20 protein-coding genes are annotated in these 23,301 nt (G+C 71.2%); 7 read left to right on the plus strand and 13 right to left on the minus strand.

From position 1 onward, the window contains the following. Window positions 1–257 precede the first annotated feature (257 nt). Both smc and G8A07_RS13350 read left to right on the plus strand, forming a co-directional pair. Window positions 258–3,776, plus strand: coding sequence for a chromosome segregation protein SMC (gene smc, locus G8A07_RS13345; protein ID WP_195797447.1), 3,519 nt, complete (start codon window positions 258–260; stop codon window positions 3,774–3,776). Further along, window positions 3,776–4,879 (plus strand): cell division protein FtsZ, encoded by a 1,104-nt coding sequence (locus G8A07_RS13350; protein ID WP_195797448.1) that lies wholly within the window; start codon window positions 3,776–3,778, stop codon window positions 4,877–4,879. The genes smc and G8A07_RS13350 overlap by 1 nt, the downstream gene beginning before the upstream one ends. Here G8A07_RS13350 and G8A07_RS13355 read toward each other — a convergent pair whose 3' ends face one another. The 4 genes from G8A07_RS13355 to G8A07_RS27890 form a co-directional block, all read right to left on the minus strand. Then, the gene (locus G8A07_RS13355) at window positions 4,880–6,430 is read right to left on the minus strand and encodes a methyl-accepting chemotaxis protein (protein ID WP_195797449.1); all 1,551 of its coding nucleotides are present in this window, start codon (window positions 6,428–6,430) and stop codon (window positions 4,880–4,882) included. Window positions 6,431–6,524: 94 nt separating this feature from the next. Then, on the minus strand, window positions 6,525–7,202 hold the full coding sequence (locus tag G8A07_RS28090) for an aminotransferase class I/II-fold pyridoxal phosphate-dependent enzyme (protein ID WP_371816459.1): 678 nt from the start codon (window positions 7,200–7,202) through the stop codon (window positions 6,525–6,527). After that, the gene (locus G8A07_RS28095; RefSeq protein ID WP_256441109.1) at window positions 7,106–7,735 is read right to left on the minus strand and encodes an aminotransferase class I/II-fold pyridoxal phosphate-dependent enzyme; all 630 of its coding nucleotides are present in this window, start codon (window positions 7,733–7,735) and stop codon (window positions 7,106–7,108) included. The genes G8A07_RS28090 and G8A07_RS28095 overlap by 97 nt, the downstream gene beginning before the upstream one ends. Then, a complete protein-coding gene (locus G8A07_RS27890) occupies window positions 7,687–8,031 on the minus strand; it encodes a GntR family transcriptional regulator (protein WP_249937327.1) in 345 nt (114 codons plus the stop codon). The genes G8A07_RS28095 and G8A07_RS27890 overlap by 49 nt, the downstream gene beginning before the upstream one ends. Before the next feature lie 88 nt (window positions 8,032–8,119). On the opposite strand from G8A07_RS27890, the gene G8A07_RS13365 reads away from it, so the two are divergent. Together G8A07_RS13365 and G8A07_RS13370 are read left to right on the plus strand one after the other, a co-directional pair. Then, window positions 8,120–9,010 (plus strand): haloalkane dehalogenase, encoded by an 891-nt coding sequence (locus G8A07_RS13365; RefSeq protein WP_195797450.1) that lies wholly within the window; start codon window positions 8,120–8,122, stop codon window positions 9,008–9,010. A 51-nt stretch (window positions 9,011–9,061) separates the two neighbouring features. Next, complete coding sequence (locus G8A07_RS13370; RefSeq protein ID WP_195797755.1) at window positions 9,062–10,369, plus strand: hemolysin family protein; 1,308 nt, start codon at window positions 9,062–9,064, stop codon at window positions 10,367–10,369. A gap of 650 nt (window positions 10,370–11,019) precedes the next feature. On the opposite strand, the gene G8A07_RS13375 is transcribed toward G8A07_RS13370, so the two are convergent. Then, window positions 11,020–12,237 (minus strand): multidrug effflux MFS transporter, encoded by a 1,218-nt coding sequence (locus G8A07_RS13375; RefSeq protein ID WP_195797451.1) that lies wholly within the window; start codon window positions 12,235–12,237, stop codon window positions 11,020–11,022. Between the two features lie 151 nt (window positions 12,238–12,388). Between G8A07_RS13375 and ligA the strand changes: the two genes are divergently transcribed. After that, window positions 12,389–14,458, plus strand: coding sequence for an NAD-dependent DNA ligase LigA (ligA, locus tag G8A07_RS13380; RefSeq protein ID WP_213086278.1), 2,070 nt, complete (start codon window positions 12,389–12,391; stop codon window positions 14,456–14,458). A 3-nt stretch (window positions 14,459–14,461) separates the two neighbouring features. Here the strand turns inward: ligA and G8A07_RS13385 are convergent, their stop codons facing one another. The 3 genes from G8A07_RS13385 to G8A07_RS13395 all read right to left on the minus strand — a co-directional run bounded on the left by G8A07_RS13385 (window position 14,462) and on the right by G8A07_RS13395 (window position 16,380). Then, window positions 14,462–15,520, minus strand: coding sequence for a sensor domain-containing diguanylate cyclase (locus G8A07_RS13385; RefSeq protein ID WP_195797452.1), 1,059 nt, complete (start codon window positions 15,518–15,520; stop codon window positions 14,462–14,464). Between the two features lie 136 nt (window positions 15,521–15,656). Next, window positions 15,657–16,064 carry a hypothetical protein gene (locus G8A07_RS13390; protein ID WP_195797453.1) on the minus strand — a complete coding sequence of 136 codons (408 nt, stop codon included), beginning with the start codon at window positions 16,062–16,064 and terminating at the stop codon, window positions 15,657–15,659. Between the two features lie 40 nt (window positions 16,065–16,104). Further along, window positions 16,105–16,380 carry a glycine zipper 2TM domain-containing protein gene (locus G8A07_RS13395; protein ID WP_195797454.1) on the minus strand — a complete coding sequence of 92 codons (276 nt, stop codon included), beginning with the start codon at window positions 16,378–16,380 and terminating at the stop codon, window positions 16,105–16,107. 188 nt (window positions 16,381–16,568) lie between these two features. Here G8A07_RS13395 and G8A07_RS13400 point away from each other — a divergent pair, with 188 nt between their 5' ends. Then, window positions 16,569–17,012, plus strand: a complete 444-nt coding sequence (locus G8A07_RS13400; RefSeq protein WP_249937328.1) for an RcnB family protein — start codon at window positions 16,569–16,571, stop codon at window positions 17,010–17,012. 10 nt (window positions 17,013–17,022) lie between these two features. Here G8A07_RS13400 and G8A07_RS13405 read toward each other — a convergent pair whose 3' ends face one another. Further along, window positions 17,023–18,375, minus strand: coding sequence for a metabolite/H+ symporter (locus tag G8A07_RS13405; protein ID WP_195797455.1), 1,353 nt, complete (start codon window positions 18,373–18,375; stop codon window positions 17,023–17,025). 417 nt (window positions 18,376–18,792) lie between these two features. Here G8A07_RS13405 and G8A07_RS13410 point away from each other — a divergent pair, with 417 nt between their 5' ends. Further along, window positions 18,793–19,917, plus strand: coding sequence for a porin (locus G8A07_RS13410; protein WP_195797456.1), 1,125 nt, complete (start codon window positions 18,793–18,795; stop codon window positions 19,915–19,917). 19 nt (window positions 19,918–19,936) lie between these two features. Here G8A07_RS13410 and G8A07_RS13415 read toward each other — a convergent pair whose 3' ends face one another. The 4 genes from G8A07_RS13415 to G8A07_RS13430 form a co-directional block, all read right to left on the minus strand. Then, a complete protein-coding gene (locus tag G8A07_RS13415) occupies window positions 19,937–20,812 on the minus strand; it encodes a DMT family transporter (protein WP_195797457.1) in 876 nt (291 codons plus the stop codon). After that, complete coding sequence (locus G8A07_RS13420) at window positions 20,809–21,357, minus strand: methylated-DNA--[protein]-cysteine S-methyltransferase (RefSeq protein WP_195797458.1); 549 nt, start codon at window positions 21,355–21,357, stop codon at window positions 20,809–20,811. The genes G8A07_RS13415 and G8A07_RS13420 overlap by 4 nt, the downstream gene beginning before the upstream one ends. Continuing rightward, a complete protein-coding gene (locus tag G8A07_RS13425; RefSeq protein ID WP_195797459.1) occupies window positions 21,354–22,877 on the minus strand; it encodes a DNA-3-methyladenine glycosylase 2 family protein in 1,524 nt (507 codons plus the stop codon). Before G8A07_RS13425 ends, G8A07_RS13420 begins: the two co-directional genes overlap by 4 nt. A gap of 63 nt (window positions 22,878–22,940) precedes the next feature. Continuing rightward, window positions 22,941–23,297 (minus strand): multidrug efflux SMR transporter, encoded by a 357-nt coding sequence (locus tag G8A07_RS13430; protein ID WP_195797460.1) that lies wholly within the window; start codon window positions 23,295–23,297, stop codon window positions 22,941–22,943. Window positions 23,298–23,301 lie beyond the last annotated feature (4 nt).

Consider the following 23,301-nt stretch of genomic DNA (forward strand, 5'->3'; position numbering starts at 1 on the left):
TCACGCATCTTGGGCGCGGCGGCCAGGGTCTTCTTGGGGGCGGCGGTCTTGCGTGCCGGCTTGGCGGCGGGGGGGGTCTTGGCCATGTTTTTCGATGCGGGGCCAGGCCGGGCGACGACGCCCGGGCGGGCCGGATTTCAGGAGAGGGGGCGATGGTATCATCCGACCCCGAAGAAGCCCCCGTTGCAGGGGCTTTTCCGTAAATAAATCAACAGCTTAGTTAGCGTTCTGAATCCGCGCACCCCGCGTACCACCGCATGCGTCTGAACTCGATCAAGCTCTCGGGCTTCAAGTCCTTTGCCGATCCCACCAATTTCCAGCTGCCCGGGCAGCTGGTCGGCGTGGTCGGCCCCAACGGCTGCGGCAAGTCCAACATCATGGACGCCGTGCGCTGGGTGCTGGGCGAGAGCAAGGCTTCAGAGCTGCGCGGCGAGTCGATGCAGGACGTGATCTTCAACGGCTCGGGCAACCGCAAGCCCGCGAGCCGCGCCAGCGTCGAGCTGGTGTTCAGCAACGAGGACGCCCGCGCCGGCGGGCAATGGAACCAGTTCACCGAGATCGCGGTCAAGCGCGTGCTGACCCGCGACGGCACCAGCAGCTACTTCATCAACAACCAGCCGGTGCGCCGCCGCGACGTGCAGGACGTGTTCCTCGGCACCGGCCTGGGGCCGCGCGCCTACGCCATCATCGGCCAGGGCACGATCAGCCGCATCATCGAATCCAAGCCGGAGGAGATGCGTATGTTCCTGGAGGAGGCCGCCGGGGTCTCCAAGTACAAGGAACGCCGTCGAGAAACCGAGAACCGGCTCAAGGACACGCGCGAGAACCTGACCCGCGTCGAGGACATCCTGCGTGAGCTGAACAACAACCTGGAGAAGCTCGAGAAGCAGGCCGAGGTCGCGGCCAGCTATCGCGGCCTGCAGGACGCCGGCACCCTGAAGCTGCACCAGCTCTGGTTCCTCAAGCACCGCGATGCCAGCAGCGAGCAGAGCCGGGTCAAGGGCGAGCATGCCGAGGCCCTGACCGCGCTGGAGTCGCGCATGGCCGAGCTGCGCCATGTCGAGGCCGAGCTGGAGACCATCCGCCAGGCCCACTACGCGGCCGGCGACGAGCTGCATGCCTCGCAGGGCCGCTTCGCCGAGGCCCAGCTGGAGGTGAGCCGGCTCGAGGAGCGCATCCGCTATGTGGTCGAGGGCCGCCAGCGGGTCGAGGCGCGGCTGATCGAGCTGCAGGCGCAGAACCAGCAATGGCAGGAGCGCAGCGAGCAGGCTCAAGGAGAGCTGGAGACCATCGCCGAGCAGATCGCCACGGCCGAGGAGCAGAGCGAGATCCTCGCCGCCCAGGCCGAGGAACAGGCGATGAACCTGCCCAATGCCGAGGACGCGGTGCGCGCCGCTCAAGGGCGTGCCAACGAGCAGCGCGGCTCGGTGGTGCAGGTGCAGCAGCAGATCCAGGTGCTGGCGGCAGAGAGCCGCAATATCGAGGAGCAGAACCGCGCGCTGCGCACCCGCCGCGAGCGCCTGGCCACCGAGCGCCAGGGCCTGGCCGCGCCCGATCATGACAAGCTGGCCGAGCTGAAGCAGCAGAGCGAGAGCGCCGACGAGGCGCGCGACCTGGCCGATGCCCGCCTGCACGAGCTGCAGGACCAGCTGCCGCAGCTGGAGGAACAGCGCCGCGCGGTGCAGCAGGACGCCAACGCCCAGCTGGCGCGCCAGTCCGAGCTGGTCGCGCGCCTGGAGGCGCTGCGCGCCCTGCAGGAGAAGGTGCAGACCGAGGGCAAGCTCAAGCCCTGGCTGGCCAAGCATGGGCTGGACGGCCTGCAGGGCCTGTGGACCCGGCTGCACATCAAGCAGGGCTGGGAGAACGCGCTGGAGGCCGCGCTGCGCGAGCGCATGGGCGCGCTGCAGGTCGGCCGCCTGGAGACGGTGCGCGCCTTCGCGGCCGATGCGCCGCCGGCCCGCCTGGCCTTCTACTCGCCGCCGGCCGCCGCGATCGCCAACACGCATGAGACCCTGCCCAAGCTGACCGAGCTGCTGCGCCTGGATGATGCCGGGCTGAAGGCCTTGCTGAACGACTGGCTGGAGGGCGTCTACACCGCGGCCTCGATGGACGAGGCCCTGGCCGGCCGAGACAAGCTGACCCATGGCGAGATCATCATGACCGCCGAGGGCCATGCGGTCAGCCAGTTCGCGGTCAGCTTCTATGCGCCCGATTCCGAGCAGGCCGGCATGCTGGCCCGCGCCCAGGAGATCGAGCAGCTGCAGCTGGAAAGCCGCGCCCAGACCCTGATCGCCGAGGAGGCCAAGAGCCAACTGGTGCGCACCGAGGCCGCCTTCAGCGAGGCCTCTCAGCGCCTGGTCGGCCTGCGCCGCGAGGCCAGCGAGACCCAGACCCGCGCCCACCAGCTGCATGTCGAGCTGCTGCGTCTCTCCCAGCAGGCCGAGGCCGCCAGCAACCGCCGCAGTCAGCTGGAGGAAGAGCTGGCCGAGATCGATGGCCAGATGGAGGAGCTGCAGGAGCGCCGCGTCACCGGCGAGGCCCGCTTCGAGGAGCTGGACCTGCAGCTGGCGACCACGCAGGAGCGCCATGCCGAACTGGAGGAGGGCGTGATCCAGGCCGAGCGCAAGCTCGGCGAGGCGCGCGAGCAGCTGCGCGCGCTGGAGCGCCGCGCCCAGGAGGCGACCTTCAGCGCCCGGTCCCTCGCCTCGCGCCGCGGCGAGCTGCAGCGGGCTATCGAAACCGCCCAGGCCCAGGTCAAGACCAACGAGGCCTCGGCCGAGGGCCTGCAGCGCGAGCTGGACACGCTCAACGACGCCGCGGCCCAGGCCGGGCTGCAGGAGGCGCTGGCCGTGAAGGTCGAGCGCGAAAAGGAACTGGCCGCGGTGCGCAGCGGCTATGACGATCTCAGCCTGCGCCTGCGCAAGGCCGAGGAGCAGCGCCTGGAATTCGAGCGCAGCCTGGACCCCTTGCGCGAGCGCATCACCAAGCTGCAGCTGGAGGAACAGGCCGCACAGCTGGGCGGCGCGCAGTTCATGGAGCAGCTGGTTGCGGCCAATGTCGATCTCGAAGCCTTGGCCAAGTCGGTGGAAGAGGGCGCGGTCAAGCTCTACGGCCTGCAGGGCGAGATCGACCGCATCAACCGCGAGATCGCGGCCCTGGGGGCGGTGAATCTGGCGGCGCTGGACGAGCTGACGGCGGCGCGCGAGCGCAAGACCTTCCTGGATTCGCAGAACGCCGACCTGAGCGCCGCGATGAAGACCCTCGAGGACGCGATCCACAAGATCGACCTGGAGACGCGCGACCTGCTGGCCAATACCTTCAACCAGGTCAACGAGCATTTCGGCCGCATGTTCCCGCAGCTTTTCGGCGGCGGGCAGGCCAAGCTGACCATGGTCGGCGAGGAGATCCTGGACGCTGGCGTGCAGGTGATGGCCCAGCCGCCGGGCAAGAAGAACAGCACCATCCACCTGCTCTCGGGCGGTGAGAAGGCGCTGACGGCGATCGCGCTGGTGTTTGCGATCTTCATGCTGAATCCCGCGCCCTTCTGTCTCCTGGACGAGGTGGACGCGCCGCTGGACGACGCCAACACCGAGCGCTACGCCAAACTGGTTTCGGAGATGAGCAGCAAGGGCACCCAGTTCCTGTTCATCTCGCACAACAAGATCGCAATGGAAATGGCAAAACAACTGATCGGCGTGACGATGCAGGAACAAGGGGTCTCGCGCATCGTGGCCGTGGACATGGAGTCCGCTCTGAGCATGGCGGAGGCTGCCTGATGTCGCTCACGGAACTGCTCGCCATCCTCGGCGGCCTGGTGCTGGCCGGCGTCGTCGCCCATGGCGCCTGGGCCGCCCGCAAGGCCGGCCCGCGCCGCGCCAGCCCGCCGGTCGAGCCCTCGCTGCAGCCTGGCGGTAGCGCCGAGCGCAAGGAGCCCAATCTGGGCGAGGCCCAGGCCGCGGTGGCCGAGCCCTTCGAGCCCGCGGCCGAGGCCGCGATCTCGCCGCTGGCGCTGGCCGAGACGGTACCGGCCATCGTGCGCCAGCCGCCGCGCAAGGCCTCGGCCCGCATCGATGCGCTGATCGACGCGATCGCGACGATCAGCCTGGAAGCGCCGATCAGCGGCGAGATGGCGCTGTCGCACCTGCCTGGCAGCCGCCGCGCCGGCACCAAGCCCTTCCATATCGAAGGTCTGAACAGCCTCAGCGGCGACTGGGAGCTGCCGGCGCCGGGCCAGCGCTACGGTGAGTTCCAGGCCGGCCTGCAGATGGCCAATCGCAGCGGCGCGCTCAACGAGATCGAGTACAGCGAGTTCGTGCAGAAGCTGCAGGGCTTTGTCGACGGCATCGGCGGCTTCGTGCAGTTCCCCGACATGCTGGACGTGGTGGCGCGCGCCCGCGAGCTGGACCAGTTCGCCGGCGAGCATGACGCGCAGCTGGCGATCCAGCTGAAGAGCCGCGGCGCCGCCTGGACCCTGGGCTATGTGCAGCAGATCGCGCTGCGCCATGGCTTCGTGCCGGGCGCGGTGCCGGGCCGCCTGGTGCTGCCGGCGGCCGAGGAAGGCCTGCCGCCGGTGCTGTCGCTCAGCTTCGAATCCCAGGCCGCGCTGGCCGAGGATCCGCAGGCCTCCTCGCTGCACGAGCTGACCTTGGCGCTCGACGTGCCGCAGACGGCCGAGTCCGCCGAGCCCTTCGCGGCCTGGCAGGAATCGGCGCGCGCGCTGTCGCGCGACATCGAGGCCGACCTCTGCGACGACCGCGGCCATCAGCTGAATCTGCATTCCTTCGCCGCGATCAGCGAGGGCCTGGCCGAGCTCTACAAGGCCCTGGCCGCGCGCGACCTGGCCGCCGGCTCCCTGGCCGCCCGTCGTCTCTTCAGTTGATCAGCTAGCCAGGCGGAAGCGCGCCACCACCTCGGCCAGCCGCGCCGCCTGCTCGCGCAGCGATTCGGAGGCGGCGGCCGATTCCTCGACCAGCGCGGCGTTCTGCTGCGTCATGCCATCGAGCTGGCCGATCGCGGCATTGACCTCCGACAGGCTCTGGGTCTGGTTGTGCACCGCGCCGGCGATCTCGCCGATGATGTCGCTGACCTTCCGCACCGCGGCCACCACCTCGCCCATCGTGCCGCCGGCATCGGCGACCAGGCGCGAGCCGGCCTCCACCTGATCCACCGAACCGGCGATCAGCGCCTTGATCTCGCGCGCGGCTTGGGCGCTGCGCTGGGCCAGCGTGCGCACCTCGCCGGCCACCACCGCGAAGCCGCGGCCCTGCTCGCCGGCGCGCGCCGCCTCGACGGCGGCATTGAGCGCCAGGATATTGGTCTGGAAGGCGATGCCGTCGATCACGCCGATGATGTCGGCGATCTTGCGCGAGGCGGCCTGGATGCCGTCCATCGTGTCGACCACCCGCGCCACCACCGCCCCGCCGGCCCCGGCCACGCGCGAGGCCTCGACCGCCAGCGCGCTGGCCTGCCGCGCGGACTCGGCGCTCTGGCGCGCGGTGTCGGTCACCTGCTGCATCGCCGCCGATGTTTCTTCCAGGCTGGAGGCGGCCTGTTCGGTGCGGGACGAGAGATCCAGGCTGCCGCTGGAGACCTCCTGGCTGGCCAGCGCGATGCTGTCGGCGCTGCGCCGCACCGTGCCGACCGACTGGTTCAGCGCCTCCTGCATGCGGGCGAGCGCGCGCAGCAGGTCGCCCAGCTCGTCGGCGCTGTCGGCGCGCAGCTCCAGGCTCAGGTCGCCGCCAGCGATGCGGTCGGCGCTCTGCGAGGCATAGTGCAGCGGCCGGGTCAGCGAGCGGGTCAGCAGCCAGCCGACCCCGGCGCCCAGGCTCAGCGCCACCGCCACCATCAGCCAGATGCCCCATTGCACCGCGCCATAGCTGGTCTGTGCGTCCTGGTGTGCCTGGGCGGCGCCGCTGTCGTTCAAGGTGGTCAGCTTGGCGATCGCATCGGTGGTGGCGCGGAAGGCGCGGCGCGAATCGCCGCGCAGCCAGGCCAGCGCCTCCTCCTGCTTGCCCTCGCGCAGCAGGGACACCAGGCGCGGCTGCGCGGCGCGGTAGGCCTCGATGGTGGCGCGGAATTCGTCGAAGCGCTGGCGCTCCTCGGCGCCGCTGAGGCTCTGCTCATAGGCCTTTAGCAGCTTGGGCACCTGCTCCCATTGGGTGGCCAGGCGGGCACTTTCTTCTTGTAGTGCCTTCTCGCCGCCGCCCAAGAGCATCTGCAGCTCGGCGCGCCGCATCTGGTTCAGCGCCTCGTTGAGGCCGGCCAGCTGCTGGGTGCTGGGCAGCCAGTTGGTGGCCAGGTCGACCACATTGGCCTGGACCCGCTCGACGCGGTTCGACGCGAACAGGCCCATCGCCAGCATCAGCAGCAGCAGGAGCCCGAAACCCAGGCCCAGCCGCGAGCCCACGCGCAGATTCGACAGCAGCTTCATGCCGATTCCCTCCGAGAGGCCGGTCCGCATGGACCGGTCGCCAACATAACACAGGCGGCCCGCGCCGTGCGCGCCGCTTGCGGGCTGCAGCTCCTCAGCCGAGATGGCGCGCCAGCAGCGCGATCGCGGCATCCATCTGCTCGGCCGCGACGCCGCCCAGGCCGAACACCAGGCCCTGCGGCGCCTCGCGCGGCGCGGCGGCGAAGCGGGCGATGGTCTCGATGCGCAGCCCGTCCTCGGCCGCGGCGGCGACCAGCGCCGGCAACGGCCGGCGGCTTCGCAGCAGCGCGGTGGTGTGCAGGCCGCCCTCGCCGGGGATCACCGCGCTGTGCGGGCCCAGGTGCTGCGCCAGCGCCGCCACCAGCGCGCGGTGCCGCTCGGCATAGAGGCCGCGCATGCGCTTCACATGGCGCGCCAGATGGCCCTCGGCGATGAAGGCGGTCAGGGTGTCCTGCTGCGCCGGCTCGCCATGCCAGTCGGCCAGTTGGCGCGCGGCGTTCAGCGCCGGGCGGATCCAGGGCGGCGCGACCAGGAAGCCCAGGCGCAGGCCCGGGTAGAGGCTCTTCGAAAAGGTGCCGACATAGAGCACCCGCTGCCGCTCGCGGTCCAGGGTCTGCAGCGCCGGCAGCGGGCGCGCGGCGCGGCTGAACTCGCTGTCGTAGCCGTCCTCCAGGATCACCGCGTTGTGGCGCCGCGCGAACTCCAGCAGGGCCAGGCGGCGCGGCAGCGACAGCGGCGGCCCATCGGGAACTGGTGCGAGGGGCTGACGCAGACCAGGCGCGCCGCCGGCGGCAACTGCTCGACGATCAGGCCCTGCGCGTCCACCGGCACCGGCGCCAAGACGGCACCGGCCGCGGCCAGTGCGCGTCGCAGCGGTGGGTAGCCGGGCTCCTCCACCGCGACGACGCTGCGGCCCGGCTCCACCAGCACCCGCGCCAGCAGGTCGAAGGCCTGCTGCGCGCCGGCGGTCACCAGCACATCCTCGGCCCGGCAGGCGATCCCGCGCACAAAGGACACATGGCCGGCGATCGCCGCGCGCAGCGCCGGCCGCCCCTCCGGCTCGGCATAGAAGGCCGGTCCGCGCGCCAGCTGCCGCAAGGCCTTGGCCGCGAGCCGGCGCCAGACTTCGAAGGGGAAGCCGCTCAGCGCCGGCAGCCCGGGCAGCAGGTCGTGGCGGAAGTCGCCGCCCGGGCGCAGCCGGATCACCGGCGGCGGCTCGCGCCAGGCCGGCGCCAGCGGCGGTGCTTGGGGTGCGGCTATGCGGCCGGCGCGGGCGGTGGGCGGCGCCGCCGCGAGCGGGCGCACGCCCTCGGCCACCTGGGTGGCGCCGCCGCGAGCGGGCGCACGCCCTCGGCCACCTGGGTGGCGCCGCCCGAGCGGGCCGTCGCCAGGCCCTCGGCCAGCAGGCGCTCGTAGGCCGCCACCGCGCCGTTGCGCGACACCCCGCAGGCCAGCGCCAGCGCGCGCGTACCCGGCAGGGCCAGGCCGGGCGCCAGCCGGCCGTCCAGGATGGCGGTGCGCAGCTGCTGGTGCAGCGCCTGGCCGCGCCGGCGCGAGCCCGGCGGCGGCAGCTCGATCGTGATCGGCAGAAGCGGTTCCATCAAATACGGGAAAAGTGGACCTACAGCGGGTCCGGCGGCGATCCTATCGTGAGGCCTGCCTCTTACCACCTGCCCACGGAGTTCTCCGATGCAAGCAAGCACCCCACCCATCTCCGCGCTCGATGCGCTGCCGCGCCGCCAGGTCGAGATCGAGGGCCGGCCGCAGTCCTATGTCGACATCGGCGAAGGCCGGCCGATCGTGTTCCTGCATGGCAACCCGACCTCGTCCTATCTGTGGCGCAACATCATTCCCCATCTGCAGGGCCTGGGGCGCTGCCTGGCGCCGGACCTGCCGGGCTTCGGCGCCTCGCCGCTGCCGGCCGAGGCGGGCTGCGGCTTCGCCGACCAGCTGCGCTATCTGGACGCCTGGTTCGAGCGCCTGGACCTGCAACAAGACCTGACCCTGGTGCTGCACGACTGGGGTTCGGCCCTGGGTTTCGCCTGGGCGCGCCGCCATCCCGAGCGGGTGAGGGCGATCGCCTATATGGAGGCGCTGGTGCAGCCGCGGCGCTGGGCGGACTTCCCGAACGGGCGTGATCAGATCTTTCGCGCGCTGCGCTCCGAACGCGGCGAGGCGATGATCCTGGACGACAACTTCTTCGTCGAGACCGTGCTGCCCAAGAGCGTGCTGCGGCCGCTGGCCGAGGCCGAGATGGCGGCTTACCGCCGGCCTTTCGCCGAGCGGGCCAGCCGCCGCGTCATCCTGGCGCTGGCGCGCGAGCTGCCGATCGAGGGCACGCCGGCGGACGTGGCGGCCGAGGTCGAGGCCTATGGCGCCTGGCTGGCCGCGAGCCCGCTGCCCAAGCTGTTGATCTCGGCCCGGCCGGGCGCGCTGCTGACCGGGCGCGCGCTGGACTTCTGCCGCGGCTGGCCGAACCAGCGCGAGGTCGAGGTGGCCGGCGTGCATTACCTGCAGGAGGACGCGCCGCACGAGATTGGCGCGGCGCTGCGGGAATTCGTGGCGGGGCTGCCGGACTGAGCCCTGCGCGGCGGGTGGCGGCTACACTGGAACGTCCGCCACTCGCACCGTCTGCCCTTGACTTCCAGTCTGCTGTTGATTGCCCTCCTGATTGCCGCCAGCGCCTTCTTCTCGATGGCCGAAATGTCGCTGGCGGCCTCGCGACGCCTGAAGCTGCAGCAACTGGCGGACGAGGGCGATCCCAGGGCGCGGCGGGTGTTGAAGGTGCAGGAACAGCCGGGCTACTACTTCACCGTGGTGCAGATCGGCGTCAACACGGTCGCGATCCTCGCCGGTATCGTCGGCGAGGGGGCGTTCACGCCTTACTTCGCCGAGGCCCTGGCCTTTCTGCTGCCGGCCGAGCGGGCGCAGCCGCTGGCCTTCGCGCTGTCCTTCGTCAGCATCACCGCGCTGTTCGTCGTGCTGGCTGATCTGGTGCCCAAGAGCTGGTCGATGAGCGAGCCGGAGCGCATCGCGCTGGCGCTGGTCGGGCCGATGTCGACCCTGGTGACTCTGTTCAAGCCGCTGGCCTGGGCCTTCAGCGCGATCACCGACGCGATCCTGCGCCTGCTGGGCCGGCCGGTCACGCGCGACAACACCATCACCCACCACGACATCCTGGCGATGGCCGAGGCCGGCAACCTGGCCGGCGTGGTGGCCGATGCCGAGCAGCAGGTGATCGAGAACGTGTTCGAGCTGGAAACGCGCCGCGTCGAGAGCGCGATGACCACGCGCGAGCGCGTGGTCTTCCTGGGGCTGGACGATGACGATGCACTGATCCGCAACCGCATCGCCGAGTCGCCCCATTCCACCTACCTGGTCTGCGACGGCGAGATCGACCAGGTGGTCGGCTATGTCGACGCGACCGACCTGTTCCAGCGCGTGCTGCGCGACGAGACCATCAATCTGCGCACCTGCGTCGACCTGGTCAAGAAGGTGCTGATCGTGCCGGACCGGCTGACCCTGGCCGAGGTGCTGCTGCAGTTCCGCGAGAAGCTGGAAGACTTCGCGGTGATCGTCAACGAGTACAGCCTGGTGGTTGGCGTGATCACCTTGAACGACGTGATGAGCACCGTGATGGGCTCGCTGGTGGCCAGCCACGACGAGGAACAGATCGTGCGCCGCGAGGACGGCAGTTACCTGGCCGACGGCGTCACGCCGATTCCCGATGTGCAGCGCGCGCTGGAGCTGGAGGCCTGGCCCCTTGCCGGCCAGTACGACACCCTGGCCGGCTTCCTTATGGTGATGCTGCGCCGCATTCCGCGGCGCACCGACCATGTGGTCTGGGAGGGCTGGCGCTTCGAGGTGATGGACGTGGACAGCCACCGGGTGGACCAGGTGATGATCACCCGGGTGGCCTCCGTCGAAGTTTCGGCCTGACCTGGCGCAAACCGATCTGCGCAGCACTCGCTGAGCGTTGCGGGCCGGCGGCCCCGTCACCCCTGAGGCGGCGCTTGGCCCTGACGGGCCAAGTTCCCTGCGCTGCTCGCGTCCCGGGGCTCGCGCCGAACTCGGCCTCGCACCCCTGCGGGCCAGCGTCCGCCGATGGCGGCCGCTTGTGCTCGGACCTCGGACAACGGCGCTCGACCCATCGCCCTGGAGGCGATGGGCAACCCCGGGCCGCTGCGCTGCTCGGCGCCGCCAACGGGCTGCCGCGGCCACCAGCCCGCAACGCCGCATGCGCCGTGCCCCCTCGTCAAGACTTCTTCGCAGACCGCAGCTGTGCCTGCAGACCCGGCCCTGCCAGTTGCCGGGCGACTATGCGGGGCCGAGGAGCGCAGCGGCGCGGGGCGCGCGCGTCAGCGCGCTTCAAGGACTGACTGGGCGCGACTGTTCGACCGCAGCGAGCCGCAGGCGAGCGTAGGGAGTTAAGCGCCCGCCCCGCGGCGCGAGCACCGCAGGGCAGTCTTGCCGGCCGTGAGGCCGGCAAGACCCCCGCATCGGAGCCCTGCGGCTGGCGGGGCCGGGTCTGCGCAACGCCCGGTCGTCGCAGTGTCAGTGCGCAACCGGTCGCGTAGGTCCACGGGCAATCAAGTCACCGGGCAGGCCTGCTGCGCCGGCCGGCGCAGGCCCAGGGTGCCGGCGGTCAGTACCAGCGCGACCAGGGGGCCGAGGGTCATGCCGACCACCATCGGCAGCGGGCGGCCGTCGCTGAACAGGCCGGCCAGGCCCATCATCACCGCGCCCAGCAGCATCTGCGTCGTGCCCAGGAGGGCCGAGGCGGTGCCGGCGATCGCGCCATGGGCTTCCAGCGCCAGCACCGAGCTGGTCGGGATCACCAGGCCCATGAAGGCGCTGGCCACCAGGTAGAGCGCGATCAGCACCGCCAGGCGTTCGCCGCCCAGCAGGTAGTAGCCGAGCATGGCCAGCATCGTCAGCGAGGCGCCGACGATGGCGACCCGCACCAGCTGGCTCAGGCCGAAGCGCTCGCCCAGGCTGCCGACGAACTGCGAGGCGCCGATGAAGGAGATCGCGTTCAGCGCAAAGGCCAGGCTGTACTGGGTCGGCGTCAGGCCGTAATGGTCGATCAGCACGAAGGGCGAGTTCGCCAGGTAGACGAAGAAGCCGCCCAGCGAGAAGCTGCCGATCAGCACCAGGCCCATGAAATGGCGGTCGCGCAGCAGCAGCCAGTAGCCGGCCAGCGCGCTGCCCAGGCTGCTGCCCAGACGCTCCTCGGGCGGGCGGGTCTCCTTCAGGAACAGGGCGGTCATCGCCAGGCCGGCCACCGCGGCCAGCGACACGCCCCAGAACACGCCACGCCAGCCGGTCAGCGCGATCACCGCGCTGCCCACCAGCGGTGCCAGGATCGGCGAGACGCTGAACACCAGCATCAAGAGCGACATCAGCCGTGCCGCGTCGGTGCCGGTGTGCAGGTCGCGCACCACCGCGCGCGGGATCGCCATGCCGGCGGCCGCGCCCAGGCCCTGCAGGAAGCGCAGCACGATCAGGGTCTGCACATCGGTGGCCAGCGCGCAGCCGATGCTGGCGGCGAGGAACAGGGCCAGGCCGAAATACAGCGGCTTCTTGCGCCCGACCATGTCGGCCACCGGACCGTACAGCAACTGGCCGGCGCCGATCGAGATGAAGAAGGCGGTCAGGCTCATCTGCACCTGGGCCATGTCGGCGCCCAGGCTCTGGCCGATCGCCGGCAGGGCCGGCAGGTACATGTCGATCGCGAACGGGCCGATCGCCGACAGCAGGCCTAGCACCAGGGCTATTTTTATGAAACGTGAGGATTGTGAGTACATCGCGCGCATTTTCCCGGCAGGGGCCAAAGACCGGGGCCGGCAAGCGTTCGATGGCTGTGCTAGGCGCACGAACGGCGGGGGAGGCGGGCGAACGGCCGCTGCTGCCAGGATCGGGCGCTACCTGCCTCTAGCTGAGCCACAATTCCGCCCCATGACGACGATGAACGACGATCCCGCGCTGCGCGCCGCGCAGCTGCGCGAGCTGCTGAACCACCACGCCCATCTCTACTACGTGCTGGACCAGCCGAGCCTGCCGGACGCCGAGTACGACAAGCTGTTCCAGGAACTGCAGGCGATCGAGGCAGCGCATCCGCAGCTGCGGACACCGGATTCGCCGACCCAGCGCGTGATCGGCCAGGTGCTGGACGGCTTCACGCCGGTGACCCATGCGGTGGCGATGCTGTCGATCCGCACCGAGACCGATACCGAGGCCAGCGGGGCGCAGAACTTCGACGCCCGGGTGCGCCGCGAACTGGGCCTGGCCGAGGATGCGCCGCCCGTCGAGTACGCGGCCGAGCTGAAGTTCGACGGGCTGGCGATCAACCTGCGCTATGTGCATGGCCAACTGGTGCAGGCGGCGACCCGCGGCAACGGCGAGACCGGCGAGGATGTCACGCAGAACATCAAGACCATCAAGCAGATCCCCCTGCGCCTGCACGGCGAGGTGGCGCAGGCCGCGGCGGTGATCGAGGTGCGCGGCGAGGTCTATATGCGGCGCGACGATTTCGAGGCGCTCAACGAGCGCCAGCGCGCCGCCAACGAGAAGACCTTCGTCAACCCGCGCAATACCGCGGCCGGCGCGGTGCGCCAGCTGGATCCGGCCCTGGTGCGCCAGCGGCCGCTGAGCTTCTTCGCCTATGGCCTGGGCGAGGTGGCGGGCTGGGAGGTGCCGGCCACGCACAGCGGCATGCTGGACGCGCTGCAGGGCTTTAACCTGCCGGTCTGCGCCGACCGCGCGGTGGTGCAGGGCGCGGCGGGCCTGGTGGCCTTCCACCAAGCGATGGGCGAGAAGCGCGACCAGCTGCCCTTCGACATCGACGGCATCGTCTACAAGGTCAACAGCCGCGCGCTGCAGCAGCAGCTCGGTTTCGTGACCCGCGAGCCGCGCTGGGCCGTCGCACACAAGTACCCGGCGCAGGAGCAGGTGACGCGGCTGAACGGCATCGAGATCCAGGTCGGTCGCACCGGCAAGCTGACGCCGGTGGCCAAGCTGGAGCCGGTCTTCGTCGGCGGCACGACGGTCAGCAACGCGACCCTGCACAACCTGTTCGAGCTGCGCCGCAAGGGCGTGCGCATCGGCGACCAGGTGATCGTGCGCCGCGCCGGCGACGTGATCCCGGAGATCGTCGGCAAGGTCGAGGCGCTGCGCCCGGCCTATGTGCCGAACTTCCGCATGCCCAAGAGCTGCCCGATCTGCGGCAGCGCGGTGCGGCGCGAGCAGGGCGGCATCGACCACCGCTGCAGCGGCGGCATCTCCTGCCCGGCGCAGCGCAAGCAGGCCTTTCTGCATTTCGCCGGCCGGCGCGCGATGGACATCGAGGGCCTGGGCGACAAGCTGGTCGACCAGCTGGTCGACGGCCTGATCGTGCAGAGCCTGCCGGGCCTGTACAAGCTGGGCGTGGCCAAGCTGGCCGCGCTGGAACGCATGGCCGAGAAGAGCGCACAGAACATCGTCGATGCGCTGGAGAAGAGCAAGACCACGACCCTGCCGCGCTTCCTGTTCGCCCTGGGTATCCGTCAGGTCGGCGAGACCACGGCCAAGGACCTGGCGCGGCATTTCGGCGCGATGGACCGGCTGATGGACGCCCGGCTGGAGGAACTGCTGGAGGTGCGCGACGTCGGCCCGATCGTCGCGCAGAGCATCCGCACCTTCTTCGACCAGCCGCACAACCGCGAGGTGGTCGAGCAACTGCGCGCCGCCGGCGTGCATTGGCCCGAGGGCGAGGGCGCGCTGGGCGAGCAGGGACCGCGGCCGCTACTGGGCAAGACCCTGGTGCTGACCGGCACCCTGCCGACCCTGTCGCGCGACGCGGCCAAGGAGTTGATCGAGGCCTCCGGCGGCAAGGTCAGCGGTTCGGTCTCGAAGAAGACGCACTACGTGATCGCCGGCGAAGAGGCCGGCTCCAAGCTCGAGAAGGCGCGCGAGCTGGGCGTGACCGTGCTGGACGAGGCCGGGCTGCAGGCCTTGCTGCAACAGCCGGGCGAGGCCGGCGAGACCTGACCCTCAGGCTGGCGCGGCCGAGGCCCGCTGCCGGCGCTGGTGCTTGACGCGGTACATGCAGGCGTCGGCCAGGCGCACCGCGTCCTCCACCGTCAGGCCCGCCGGGTCCAGCGCCAGCACGCCGACGCTGGCGCCGGCATAGTCCAGCTCCGCCGTGTCCAGGCGGTAGCGGCCCAGGGTGGCCTCGGTGCAGCGCTGCTGCAGGGTCAGCGCGGCCTGCGGCGCCTCGCCGGCCTCGACCACCGGACCGCCGCCGTTGTCGGTGGGCAGCGCCGGGCCGGGGCCGACCAGCAGGAATTCGTCGCCGCCCAGCCGGCCCAGCATGTCGCCGGCGCGCAGCGAGGCCGTCAGGCGCTGGCCGGCCTGCTGCAGGAACAGGTCGCCGCTCTGGTGGCCATGGCGGTCGTTGATGGCCTTGAAGCCGTCCAGGTCGACCATGCCGACCAGCACGCTGCGGCCGTCGCGCTGGGCCTGGGCGAGCAGGCGCTGCAGTTCGTCGTAGAGCGCACGCCGGTTCGGCAGGCCGGTCAGCGTGTCGCGCATCGCATAGGACAGCAGGCGCGCATTGGCGGCCTGCAGATGCTCGACCAGGCGCTCGCGCTCGATGAAGCCGGCCACCAGGCCGGAGAACAGCTGCAGCATGGCCGCGGCCTCGTCGCCGATCTGGCGCCGGTCGGCGCTGGCGGCGCAGAGCGTGCCGAGCAACTGGCCCTCGCCGCCGCGCACCGGCGCGCTGACATAGGTCTGGATGCCCAGGGCGCGCGCCGCCTCGGAATCGCCCCAGCAATCGACCACATCGCTGGTCGCCATGCGGCCCTCGTCCAGCGCGCGCTTGCACAGGGTGTCGCCCCAGGGCACGCTGAGGCCCTCGGGGATCGTCATCGCGCCGGCGTTGCGGGCATAGCGGACCTGCTGGCGATCGGCCGCCAGGTCGATCTCGGTCAGGTAGGTCGACTCCAGGCCGGTGGCGACCCGCAGCATCTCCAGCAGTGGACGGGTCAGCTGTTCGAGCGAACGGGCGGCGGGCAGGGTGCTGGAGAGCTGGGCGAGGATCGGGTCCAAGGATTTGGGGCGAGGGCTTTGATGGGGCGCCTATGTTCGCTCAAGCCGCGACGGCAGCCGCTGCTCGGAAACACGGGCTTACCTTGTTCCTGCGCGGATCGGCCAAACCGTTCGGGTACCGGTTTGGACTGACCCTTCAGGGCGTGCGTGCGGGTGTCGTTGTCGGCGTCTCGGCAATGGAGCGCGTGACGATCTGCTTGAGCAAGCCACCCTGGCCCACCGAGCCGCTCACCTGGCCCTCGCCACGCGCCAGCCGTTCGCAGGCGTCGCGATCGTCGGCCGGCACGACGGCGCAACGCTTGAGTGCATTGGCCGCCAGCGTGGCGGGGGCTTCGCCGCCGTCCAGCCGACCCCGGCGCGCCTCGGCCAGCGCGGCGATGGCCTCGCGCAGGCAGGGCTCGCGTGCCTGCGGCGAGCTGCCGTCCAGGCAGGCGGCACGCTCCTGGCGATACCGCTGCTGCGCGTCCAGCGGTGCGGCTCCGGCATGGCCCCCCGCGAGCAGCGCGATCAGGCCGCCCAGCACCAGGCCGAGGTGCGGCCGCATGCGGGACCTTCGGGCCCCATGGGGACGGACGCAAGGGCGTTCAATAGGTTGGCACATGATCGGGCTCGTCTTGCGGGCTGTTCCTGCGATCACGACGGTTCTTGCCGACCTCGTGGCCGATCACGCCCCCGACCACGGCCCCGCCGACCGTGCCGACGGTGCTGCCACCGGTCAGCACCGCGCCGCCGATGGCGCCGATGCCGGCCCCGGCCGCGGTGTTGCGATCCTGGCGCGACATGCCGGCGCAGGCGCTCAGGCCCAGTGCCAGGCCCAGGGGCAGCAGCAGGCCAAGCAGGGTTTTGTTGATGTGGTTCATACGGTTCTCGATCTGGGACGCAGCCTGTTTGGCTGCAGGCGCAGAGTGAGGCATGGCGCGCAGGCGGTCTGTCCGGCGGAGCACATTGCATGCGCGGCCGCCCAGGGTGCGCTGCTGCACAGATGCCGGCCTTGCCCGCGCCCTAAGGTAAGGCCCGGGCAGTCCCGCCCTGGCAGCCGGAGTCGAACATGAAGTCCCTCTCTCTCTTCCGCATGACCTTGATGGCGTTCTCGCTATGCCTGGGCTCGATGGCCCAAGCCCAGGGCGGACCGTCGGCGCGCGGCGCCGAACAGCGCTCCGAACGCGGCAGCGACCGCCATGCGCAGCGCGACCGCGACCGGCAGGACGAGCGGCGTGCGAACGACCGCCGGGATCGCCAGCCGCGCTACGAGCAGTTCCGCAACGACCATTACCACAGCGCCGCGCAGGGCACGAACGGCTATGGACGCAGCTGGCGCCGCGGCGATCGCCTGCCGCAGGAGTACCGGGGCCGGCACTACGTGGTAGAGGACTGGCGCGGCCATCACCTGTATGCACCGCCCCGGGGCTATCACTGGGTGCAGAACGGCGGCGACTATGTGCTGGTCGCCATTGCCACCGGTCTGATCGTGAGCATCCTGCTGAGCAACTGAAGCAGGGCGCTCAGCCGTGCACCCGGGCCAGGTCGATGTCGCGCGTCTCGCGCGAGCAGTAGAGCGCGGCCAGGGTCAGGAGGCAGTTGACCGCCAGGTAGTAGCCGACGCCGGACAGGCCGTAGGCCTTGTTCAGCTCCAGCGCCACCAGGGTCGGCACCGAGGCGCCGACGATCGAGGCCAGGTTGTAGGCCAGCGAGGCGCCGGAGTAGCGCACCTCGGTCGGGAACAGCTCGGGCAGCAGGGCCGCCATCGGGCCGAAGGTCGCGCCCATCAGCGCCATGCCGACGGCGATGAAGGCCAAGAGGCGCCAGGGCTCGGCCTGGCCCAGGAAGGTGGGCATCGCCAGGCCGAAGGCCAGGATGGCCGCGGTCACGCCGATCAGCCAGCGGCGCCGGCCCAGGCGGTCGGCCCAGAGGCCTCCCAGCAGGGTGCAGACGCCGAACACGATCGCGCCGATCAGCAGCAGTCCGGTGAAGGTGTTGGCAGGGATGCCCAGGCCGGTCGCATGGCCGCCGGCCGACAGCGCGATGGGGCTCTTCGAGTAGACCTGCACGAAGGCCGTCATCAGGTAGAACAGCACATAGGTGGTGGTCATGATCAGGGTGCCCATCAGCAGCGCGCCGCCATGGCGGCTGAACACCGCGCCGACCGGCGCCTGCAGCTTCTTGCCCTGCTGCTCGGCCTGGCGGAACACCGCGCTCTCGTGCAGGGTCAGGCGCACATACAGGCCGACGCCGACCAGCACCACCGACAGCAGGAAGGGGATGCGCCAGGCCCATTCCACCAGCGCCTCGGCGCCAAGGAAATAGCTGACCAGGAAGAACACGCCGTTGGCCGCGAACAGGCCGATCGGCGCGCCCAGCTGCGGGAAGCTGCCGTACCAGCCGCGCTTGCCGTCCGGCGCGTTCTCGGTCGCGACCAGGGCCGCGCCGCCCCATTCGCCGCCCAGGCCGATGCCCTGGCCGATGCGGAACAGGCACAGCAGGATCGGCGCCCAGATGCCGATGTGCTCATAGCTGGGCAGCAGGCCGATCGCGACGGTGGAGACACCCATCGTCAGCAGGGAGGCGACCAGGGTGCGCTTGCGGCCGATCTTGTCGCCGAAATGGCCGAACAGGGCCGAGCCGATCGGCCGCGCCAGAAAGGCCAGGGCCAGGGTCGACAGCGACAGCAGGGTCGCGGCGGACGGATCGCCCTTGGGGAAGAACTGGCTGTTGAACACCAGCACTGCGGCGGCGGCGTAGATGTAGTAGTCGTAGAACTCGATCGCGGTGCCGATCAGCGAGGCGACGGCGACCTGCCGGGGCGAGTTGCGCGGTTCGGCGCTGGCGGCGGCGGTCTGCGGGGCGGGAGAGGACATCGGGGGTACTTCTTGATTCTTCGGAACGGTCACGGCGGGCAGGCATGCTGCGGCCGGCCCGGCGGGCGGAGCGGGAGGCGAAGCTTGCCGGGCCGATCAGGCCCGCGGCGCAAGGGCCTGGGCCCGGGTGGGGCCGATGATGGCAATCCGCCGCAGGTCCGGCAGGTAGGCCGCGGCGGCTGGATCGGTGCCGCAAACCCGGGAGGGCGCGGCAACCTTGCAGGGGGCGGATGATACCCGGCGAGGGGAAGCCCGCGCCCGGGCGGGGCCGTGCGGCGCTCTGCGCCCATCTCCGGAACACTGGGCTGCAACAAAGCGTAGACAATCACGCCCTCGCCATGGGGCGCAGGGGCAGCAAAGAAGAAGAACAACAACGACAACTGGTTGGGGATGATGGTGTTGAAGAGGGAAAAGAAGATGCGGCGGGCGACCGCGGCCGCCGCCTTGGCCGCCTGCGGCCTGCTGGTCGGCGGTGCGGCCTCGGCCAGCAAGGAAAGAAGCAGCAGTGAGCTGCAGGTCTATGGCCAGTTGAACCTGGCCCTGACCTATCGCAACCACCAGGCCGGCGGTGACGCCAGCGGCTGGGAGCTGGGCAACAGCCCGATGCATGCTTCCTGGATCGGCCTGCGCGGCCGCGAGGACCTGGGAGGCGGGCTGGCGGCGCTGGTGCGGCTCGAGACCGACGTCAAGCTGGACAGCGGCGGCGCCGGTCAGGCCCGGCCGGGCGGTGCCACCAGTTTCTGGTCCCGCCAGAGCACGGTGGGCCTGGCCTGGCGCGACCGTGCGGTGCTGACCCTGGGGCGCCAGTTCCATGTCTCATCCGATCGCGTGATCATCTCGCTCGACGTATTCAATGCCGGCGGTTCCAGCGTTCACATCACGCCGGTGGGCCTGTTCGGCGTGAACCGCTTCGTGCCCGGCCATGACACCCGGGTGGATGACAGCCTGAAGCTGCGCCTGAACGGCCCGGACGGCTGGAGTGGCGCCGCCAGCGTCGGTCTGAACGAGGCCGCCGGCCGCAGCCATGCCTTCGACATCGTCCGCACGACGCCGGCCTACACCGTCGGCGCCTATCTGATGAATCTGCATGCGCCGACGAGCTTGAAGCCCGCGGGCCGGGTGCCGATGCAGCGCATGTGGGGGCTGGGCGGCAATCTGCCGGTCGGTCCGGTGCGCCTGTATCTGAACTACCTGCGCTCGGAGGTGGACATGCCGGCCGCGGGCCGGCGCACCCAGGAGAACCGCATGCTGTCCCTGGGCGCGGCCTGGCAGGCCAGTGCGCCGCTGCTGCTGCGGGCGGGCTACTACCATGACCGCGGCGAATCGCTGACCGGTGTGGCCGGCCGCGACGGCGAGAAGAACACGTTGGTGCTGGGCGGCGAGTATTTCCTCTCCAAGCGCAGCTCGCTGAACGCGATGCTGTTCAGCAACCGCTTCGGCGAGGGTTACCGGCTCGACCCGGTCAATCTCATCGCGCTGAACCGCGACCCGGCCGCGGCGCGCACCGACGGGCTCTCCGTCGGCATGCGGCACAACTTCTGAGCGCGGGGGGGGGCCGGGCTCAGGCCTTCTTTGGTCGCGGCAGCAGCCCGACCGCCAGCGCCGTGCCCAGCAGCACGACGGCGCAGCCCAGCGCCATCGCCGGCGTGAAGCTCTCGGCCAGGAACAGCCAGCCCCACAGCACCGCGAACACCGGGATCAGGAAGGTCACCGAGATGGTGTTGCTGGGGCCGATGCGGCTCATCAGGCGGAAGAACAGGATGTAGGCCAGGGCCGAGCACAGCACCGCCAGCAGCACCACGCCGATCCAGGCGCGCGCGCTGGGCATCTGGGCGGGCCACCACAGGAAGGCCGGCAGCGCCAGCATCAGCGCCGCGGTGACCTGGCTGCCGGTGGCGACCGCCAGCGGCGCGACATGGGACAGGAAGCGCTTGGTGTAGCTGGCCGCGATGCCATAGCACAGGGCCGCGCCCAGACAGGCCAGGATGGCCCAGCCGCTGCCGCCGGGCTTGAACGAGGCCTTGTCCCAGGCCAGGAAGAGCACGCCGGCGAAGCCCAGCACCAGGCCGGCGATGCGGGGCGCATTCAGGCGCTGCGACAGCCAGACCCAGGCGACGATCGCGCCCCACAGCGGCGTCGTCGCGTTCAGGATGCTGGACAGGCCCGCCGTGATCGACAGCGCCGCATAGCTGAACAGCGCGAAGGGCAGGGCGCTGTTCAACAGACCCACCATCACGAGCGGCTTCCAGGCGCTGCGCAGCTCGGCCAGGCCCTGGCGCGCGGCCAGCAGCGGCAACAGCACCAGGCTGGCGATGCCCACCCGCAGCGCCGCCATCGCGACCGGGCCGAACTCATGCGCGCCCAGGCGCATGAACAGGAAGGAGGCGCCCCAGATGGCGGCCAGCAGCACCAGCTCGGCAAGGTCGAAGGGTTTCATGCGAGGTGAGGTAGGAGGAGTTCTTGTTGTCGGGGATCGGCGCGAAAACTCACGCCCTCCAGGCGCAGCAGCGCCGTCTTGCGCTCCAGGCCGCCGGCATAGCCGGTCAGCTCGCCGCGGGCGCCCAGCGCGCGGTGGCAGGGTATCAGGATCGAGACCGGATTGCGCCCGACCGCCGCGCCGACCGCGCGCACCGCCAGCGGCCGGCCCAGGCGCTGCGCCATCTCGCCGTAGCTGAGGCTGGCGCCGTCGGGGATGCGCAGCAGCAGATTCCAGACCTCGCGCTGGAAGGGCGTGCCGGCCGGATCGAAGGGCAGCAGGGTCGGGTCTTGCGGCAAGCCCCGGCCCTCGAAATAGGCGGCCAGCACGGTGGCCGTTTGCGCGAACAGCGGATCATCGTCGCGCCGCGGGGCCGCCAGCGGCCCGGGATGGTGGCGCTGCGCATCGAACCACAGGCCCGACAGGCCCCTGGCGCTGCGCGCGGCGGTCAGCGGGCCCAGCGGCGTGGCCAGCCGGGTCTGAGCAATATGGTGGGCCTGCTTCATGGCGTGGTGGCGGCTGGTTTCTGCGCGGCGTTGCGCCACAGACGCAGCACCGCATAGCTGCGATAGGGCTGGTAGGCGGCCGCGGCGGCGGCGTCGATCGCGCGCGCCGACAGCGGCTGCTGCGGGTCCGGGCTCAGCGCGCGGCGCAGCACGATGTCGCCGCTGGGGAAGATGTCGGGCCAGCTCCAGCCGCGCATCAGCATGTAATGCGCGGTCCAGGGGCCGATGCCGGGGATCTCGCGCAGCTCGGCCTCGGCGGCCTCGGGCGTGCCGCTCATGCGGGCGAAGGCCAGGCGCGGCCAGGCCTGGCCCAGCGCGATCAGGGTCTCGGCGCGGCGCCGGATGATGCCCAGCTCGGCGATCGCCTCGACCGGCACGGCGGCCAGCTGCGCGGGTGTCGGGAACAGCCGCGCCGCGCCCTCCGGCGCCCCGGCCAGCGGCTGGCCGAAGCGCTCGACCAGGCGCCCGGCCAGGGTGCGCGCGGCCGCCACCGTGACCTGCTGGCCCAGCACCGCGCGTACCGCCAGCTCATAGCGGTCCAGGCAGCCCGGCAGGCGCAGGCCCGGCTCGTGTTCGGCCAGCGGGCCCAGGGCGGCGTCGATCGGCGCCGGATCGGCGTCCAGGTCCAGCCAGCGGCGCAAGAGCGGCAGCAGGCCGCCGACCGCCGGCCACAGGCCCGGCGACAGGGTGATCAGGGCCTGGTGGCGCGCCGCATCGAAAGCCAGGCTCAGCCAGCCCTCATGGCTCTGGCCGCGGTGCAGCAGGCGCAGCGTGCGGGTCAGGCTGCCGCGCGCCGGATCGACCCGCTCGACGCCGTCGACCGCGCGCGCCGCCAGAAATTCGAGCAGCGCGTCGATCGCATAGGGTGGCCTGTAGCCCAGGCGCAGCAGGGCGCCGGCCTCGCCCGCACCCGCCGCGCCCGCCGGACCCTCGCGGCGCAGGGCGCTGGGCTGCAGCCGGTAATGCTCCAGGAAGGCGGCGTTGAAGCGCCGCAGGCTGGCGAAGCCGGCCGCATGGGCGACGGCGGTGACCGGCAGGGCCGTGTCGGTCAGCAGCTGCTTGGCCAGCAGCAGGCGGCGTGTCTGCAGGTATTGCAGCGGCGTCACCCCATGCTCGGCCGCGAAGATGCGGCGCAGGTGCCGGCTCGTGATGCCCAGATGGGCGGCCAGGTCCTCGATCGAGGCCTGCTCGTCCTCGCAGGCGTCGAGCCAGGCGGCGGCCTCGCGGGCCAGGGTGCGCGAGGCGTCCATCACGCTCCAGACCGCGCGGCCGGGCGCCGGCGCCAGCTCGGGCCGGCATTTCAGGCAGGGCCTGAAGCGCGCGGCCTCGGCCTGGGCGGCGGTCGGGTAGAAGCGGCAGTTCTCGGCCTTGGGCGTGCGGACCCGGCAGATCGGCCGGCAGTAGACGCCGGTCGAGGTGACGCCGACGAACCAATGGCCGTCGAAGCGGCTGTCGCGGGCGGTCAGGGCCGGGTAGCAGGCGGCGGGGTCGAGCGGCGAGGGCTGCAGTGGCTGGTCCATGCCGCCATGATAGGCAGCGCGCGGGCCGTGACTCGCCGTTTTCGGACCTACTCCTAGGGGCGCCTAGGGACGGTCTCCCAGCAATTTCAGGCCGACGATGCCGGCGAGGATCAGGCCGATGCAGGCGAGCCGGGCGGCGGTTGTGGGTTCCTTGAACCAGAGCATGCCCAGCAGGGCCGCACCGATGGCGCCGATGCCGGTCCAGACGGCGTAGGCGGTGCCCAGCGGCAGCTGGCGCATCGCCAGGCCCAGCAGCGCGAAGCTGGCCCAGGCGGCGGCCAGGCACAGGGTCGTGGCCGGCCAGACGGTGAAGCCCTTCGAGGCCTTCATCGCGACCGACCAGACGACCTCCAGCAGGCCGGCCACCAGCAGGGCGGACCAGGCGAAGGCGGGGCTGTTGAGCAGGGCGGAGGCATTCATCGGC

This window comes from Roseateles sp. DAIF2 (assembly GCF_015624425.1).
Lineage (GTDB): Bacteria > Pseudomonadota > Gammaproteobacteria > Burkholderiales > Burkholderiaceae_C > Kinneretia.

Bases quoted from the DNA above. Each gene is read 5' to 3' on its own strand.
- G8A07_RS13400 (WP_249937328.1), top strand. From the start codon at position 16,569: ATGAAGTCCCTCTCTCTCTTCCGCATGACCTTGATGGCGTTCTCGCTA.
- G8A07_RS13365 (WP_195797450.1), top strand. From the start codon at position 8,120: ATGCAAGCAAGCACCCCACCCATCTCCGCGCTCGATGCGCTGCCGCGC.
- G8A07_RS13390 (WP_195797453.1), bottom strand. From the start codon at position 16,064: ATGCGGCCGCACCTCGGCCTGGTGCTGGGCGGCCTGATCGCGCTGCTC.
- G8A07_RS13430 (WP_195797460.1), bottom strand. From the start codon at position 23,297: ATGAATGCCTCCGCCCTGCTCAACAGCCCCGCCTTCGCCTGGTCCGCC.
- G8A07_RS13405 (WP_195797455.1), bottom strand. From the start codon at position 18,375: ATGTCCTCTCCCGCCCCGCAGACCGCCGCCGCCAGCGCCGAACCGCGC.
- G8A07_RS13395 (WP_195797454.1), bottom strand. From the start codon at position 16,380: ATGAACCACATCAACAAAACCCTGCTTGGCCTGCTGCTGCCCCTGGGC.
- G8A07_RS13375 (WP_195797451.1), bottom strand. From the start codon at position 12,237: ATGTACTCACAATCCTCACGTTTCATAAAAATAGCCCTGGTGCTAGGC.
- ligA (WP_213086278.1), top strand. From the start codon at position 12,389: ATGACGACGATGAACGACGATCCCGCGCTGCGCGCCGCGCAGCTGCGC.
- G8A07_RS13425 (WP_195797459.1), bottom strand. From the start codon at position 22,877: ATGGACCAGCCACTGCAGCCCTCGCCGCTCGACCCCGCCGCCTGCTAC.
- G8A07_RS13415 (WP_195797457.1), bottom strand. From the start codon at position 20,812: ATGAAACCCTTCGACCTTGCCGAGCTGGTGCTGCTGGCCGCCATCTGG.
- G8A07_RS27890 (WP_249937327.1), bottom strand. From the start codon at position 8,031: ATGGAACCGCTTCTGCCGATCACGATCGAGCTGCCGCCGCCGGGCTCG.
- G8A07_RS13410 (WP_195797456.1), top strand. From the start codon at position 18,793: ATGCGGCGGGCGACCGCGGCCGCCGCCTTGGCCGCCTGCGGCCTGCTG.
- G8A07_RS13355 (WP_195797449.1), bottom strand. From the start codon at position 6,430: ATGAAGCTGCTGTCGAATCTGCGCGTGGGCTCGCGGCTGGGCCTGGGT.
- smc (WP_195797447.1), top strand. From the start codon at position 258: ATGCGTCTGAACTCGATCAAGCTCTCGGGCTTCAAGTCCTTTGCCGAT.
- G8A07_RS13350 (WP_195797448.1), top strand. From the start codon at position 3,776: ATGTCGCTCACGGAACTGCTCGCCATCCTCGGCGGCCTGGTGCTGGCC.
- G8A07_RS13420 (WP_195797458.1), bottom strand. From the start codon at position 21,357: ATGAAGCAGGCCCACCATATTGCTCAGACCCGGCTGGCCACGCCGCTG.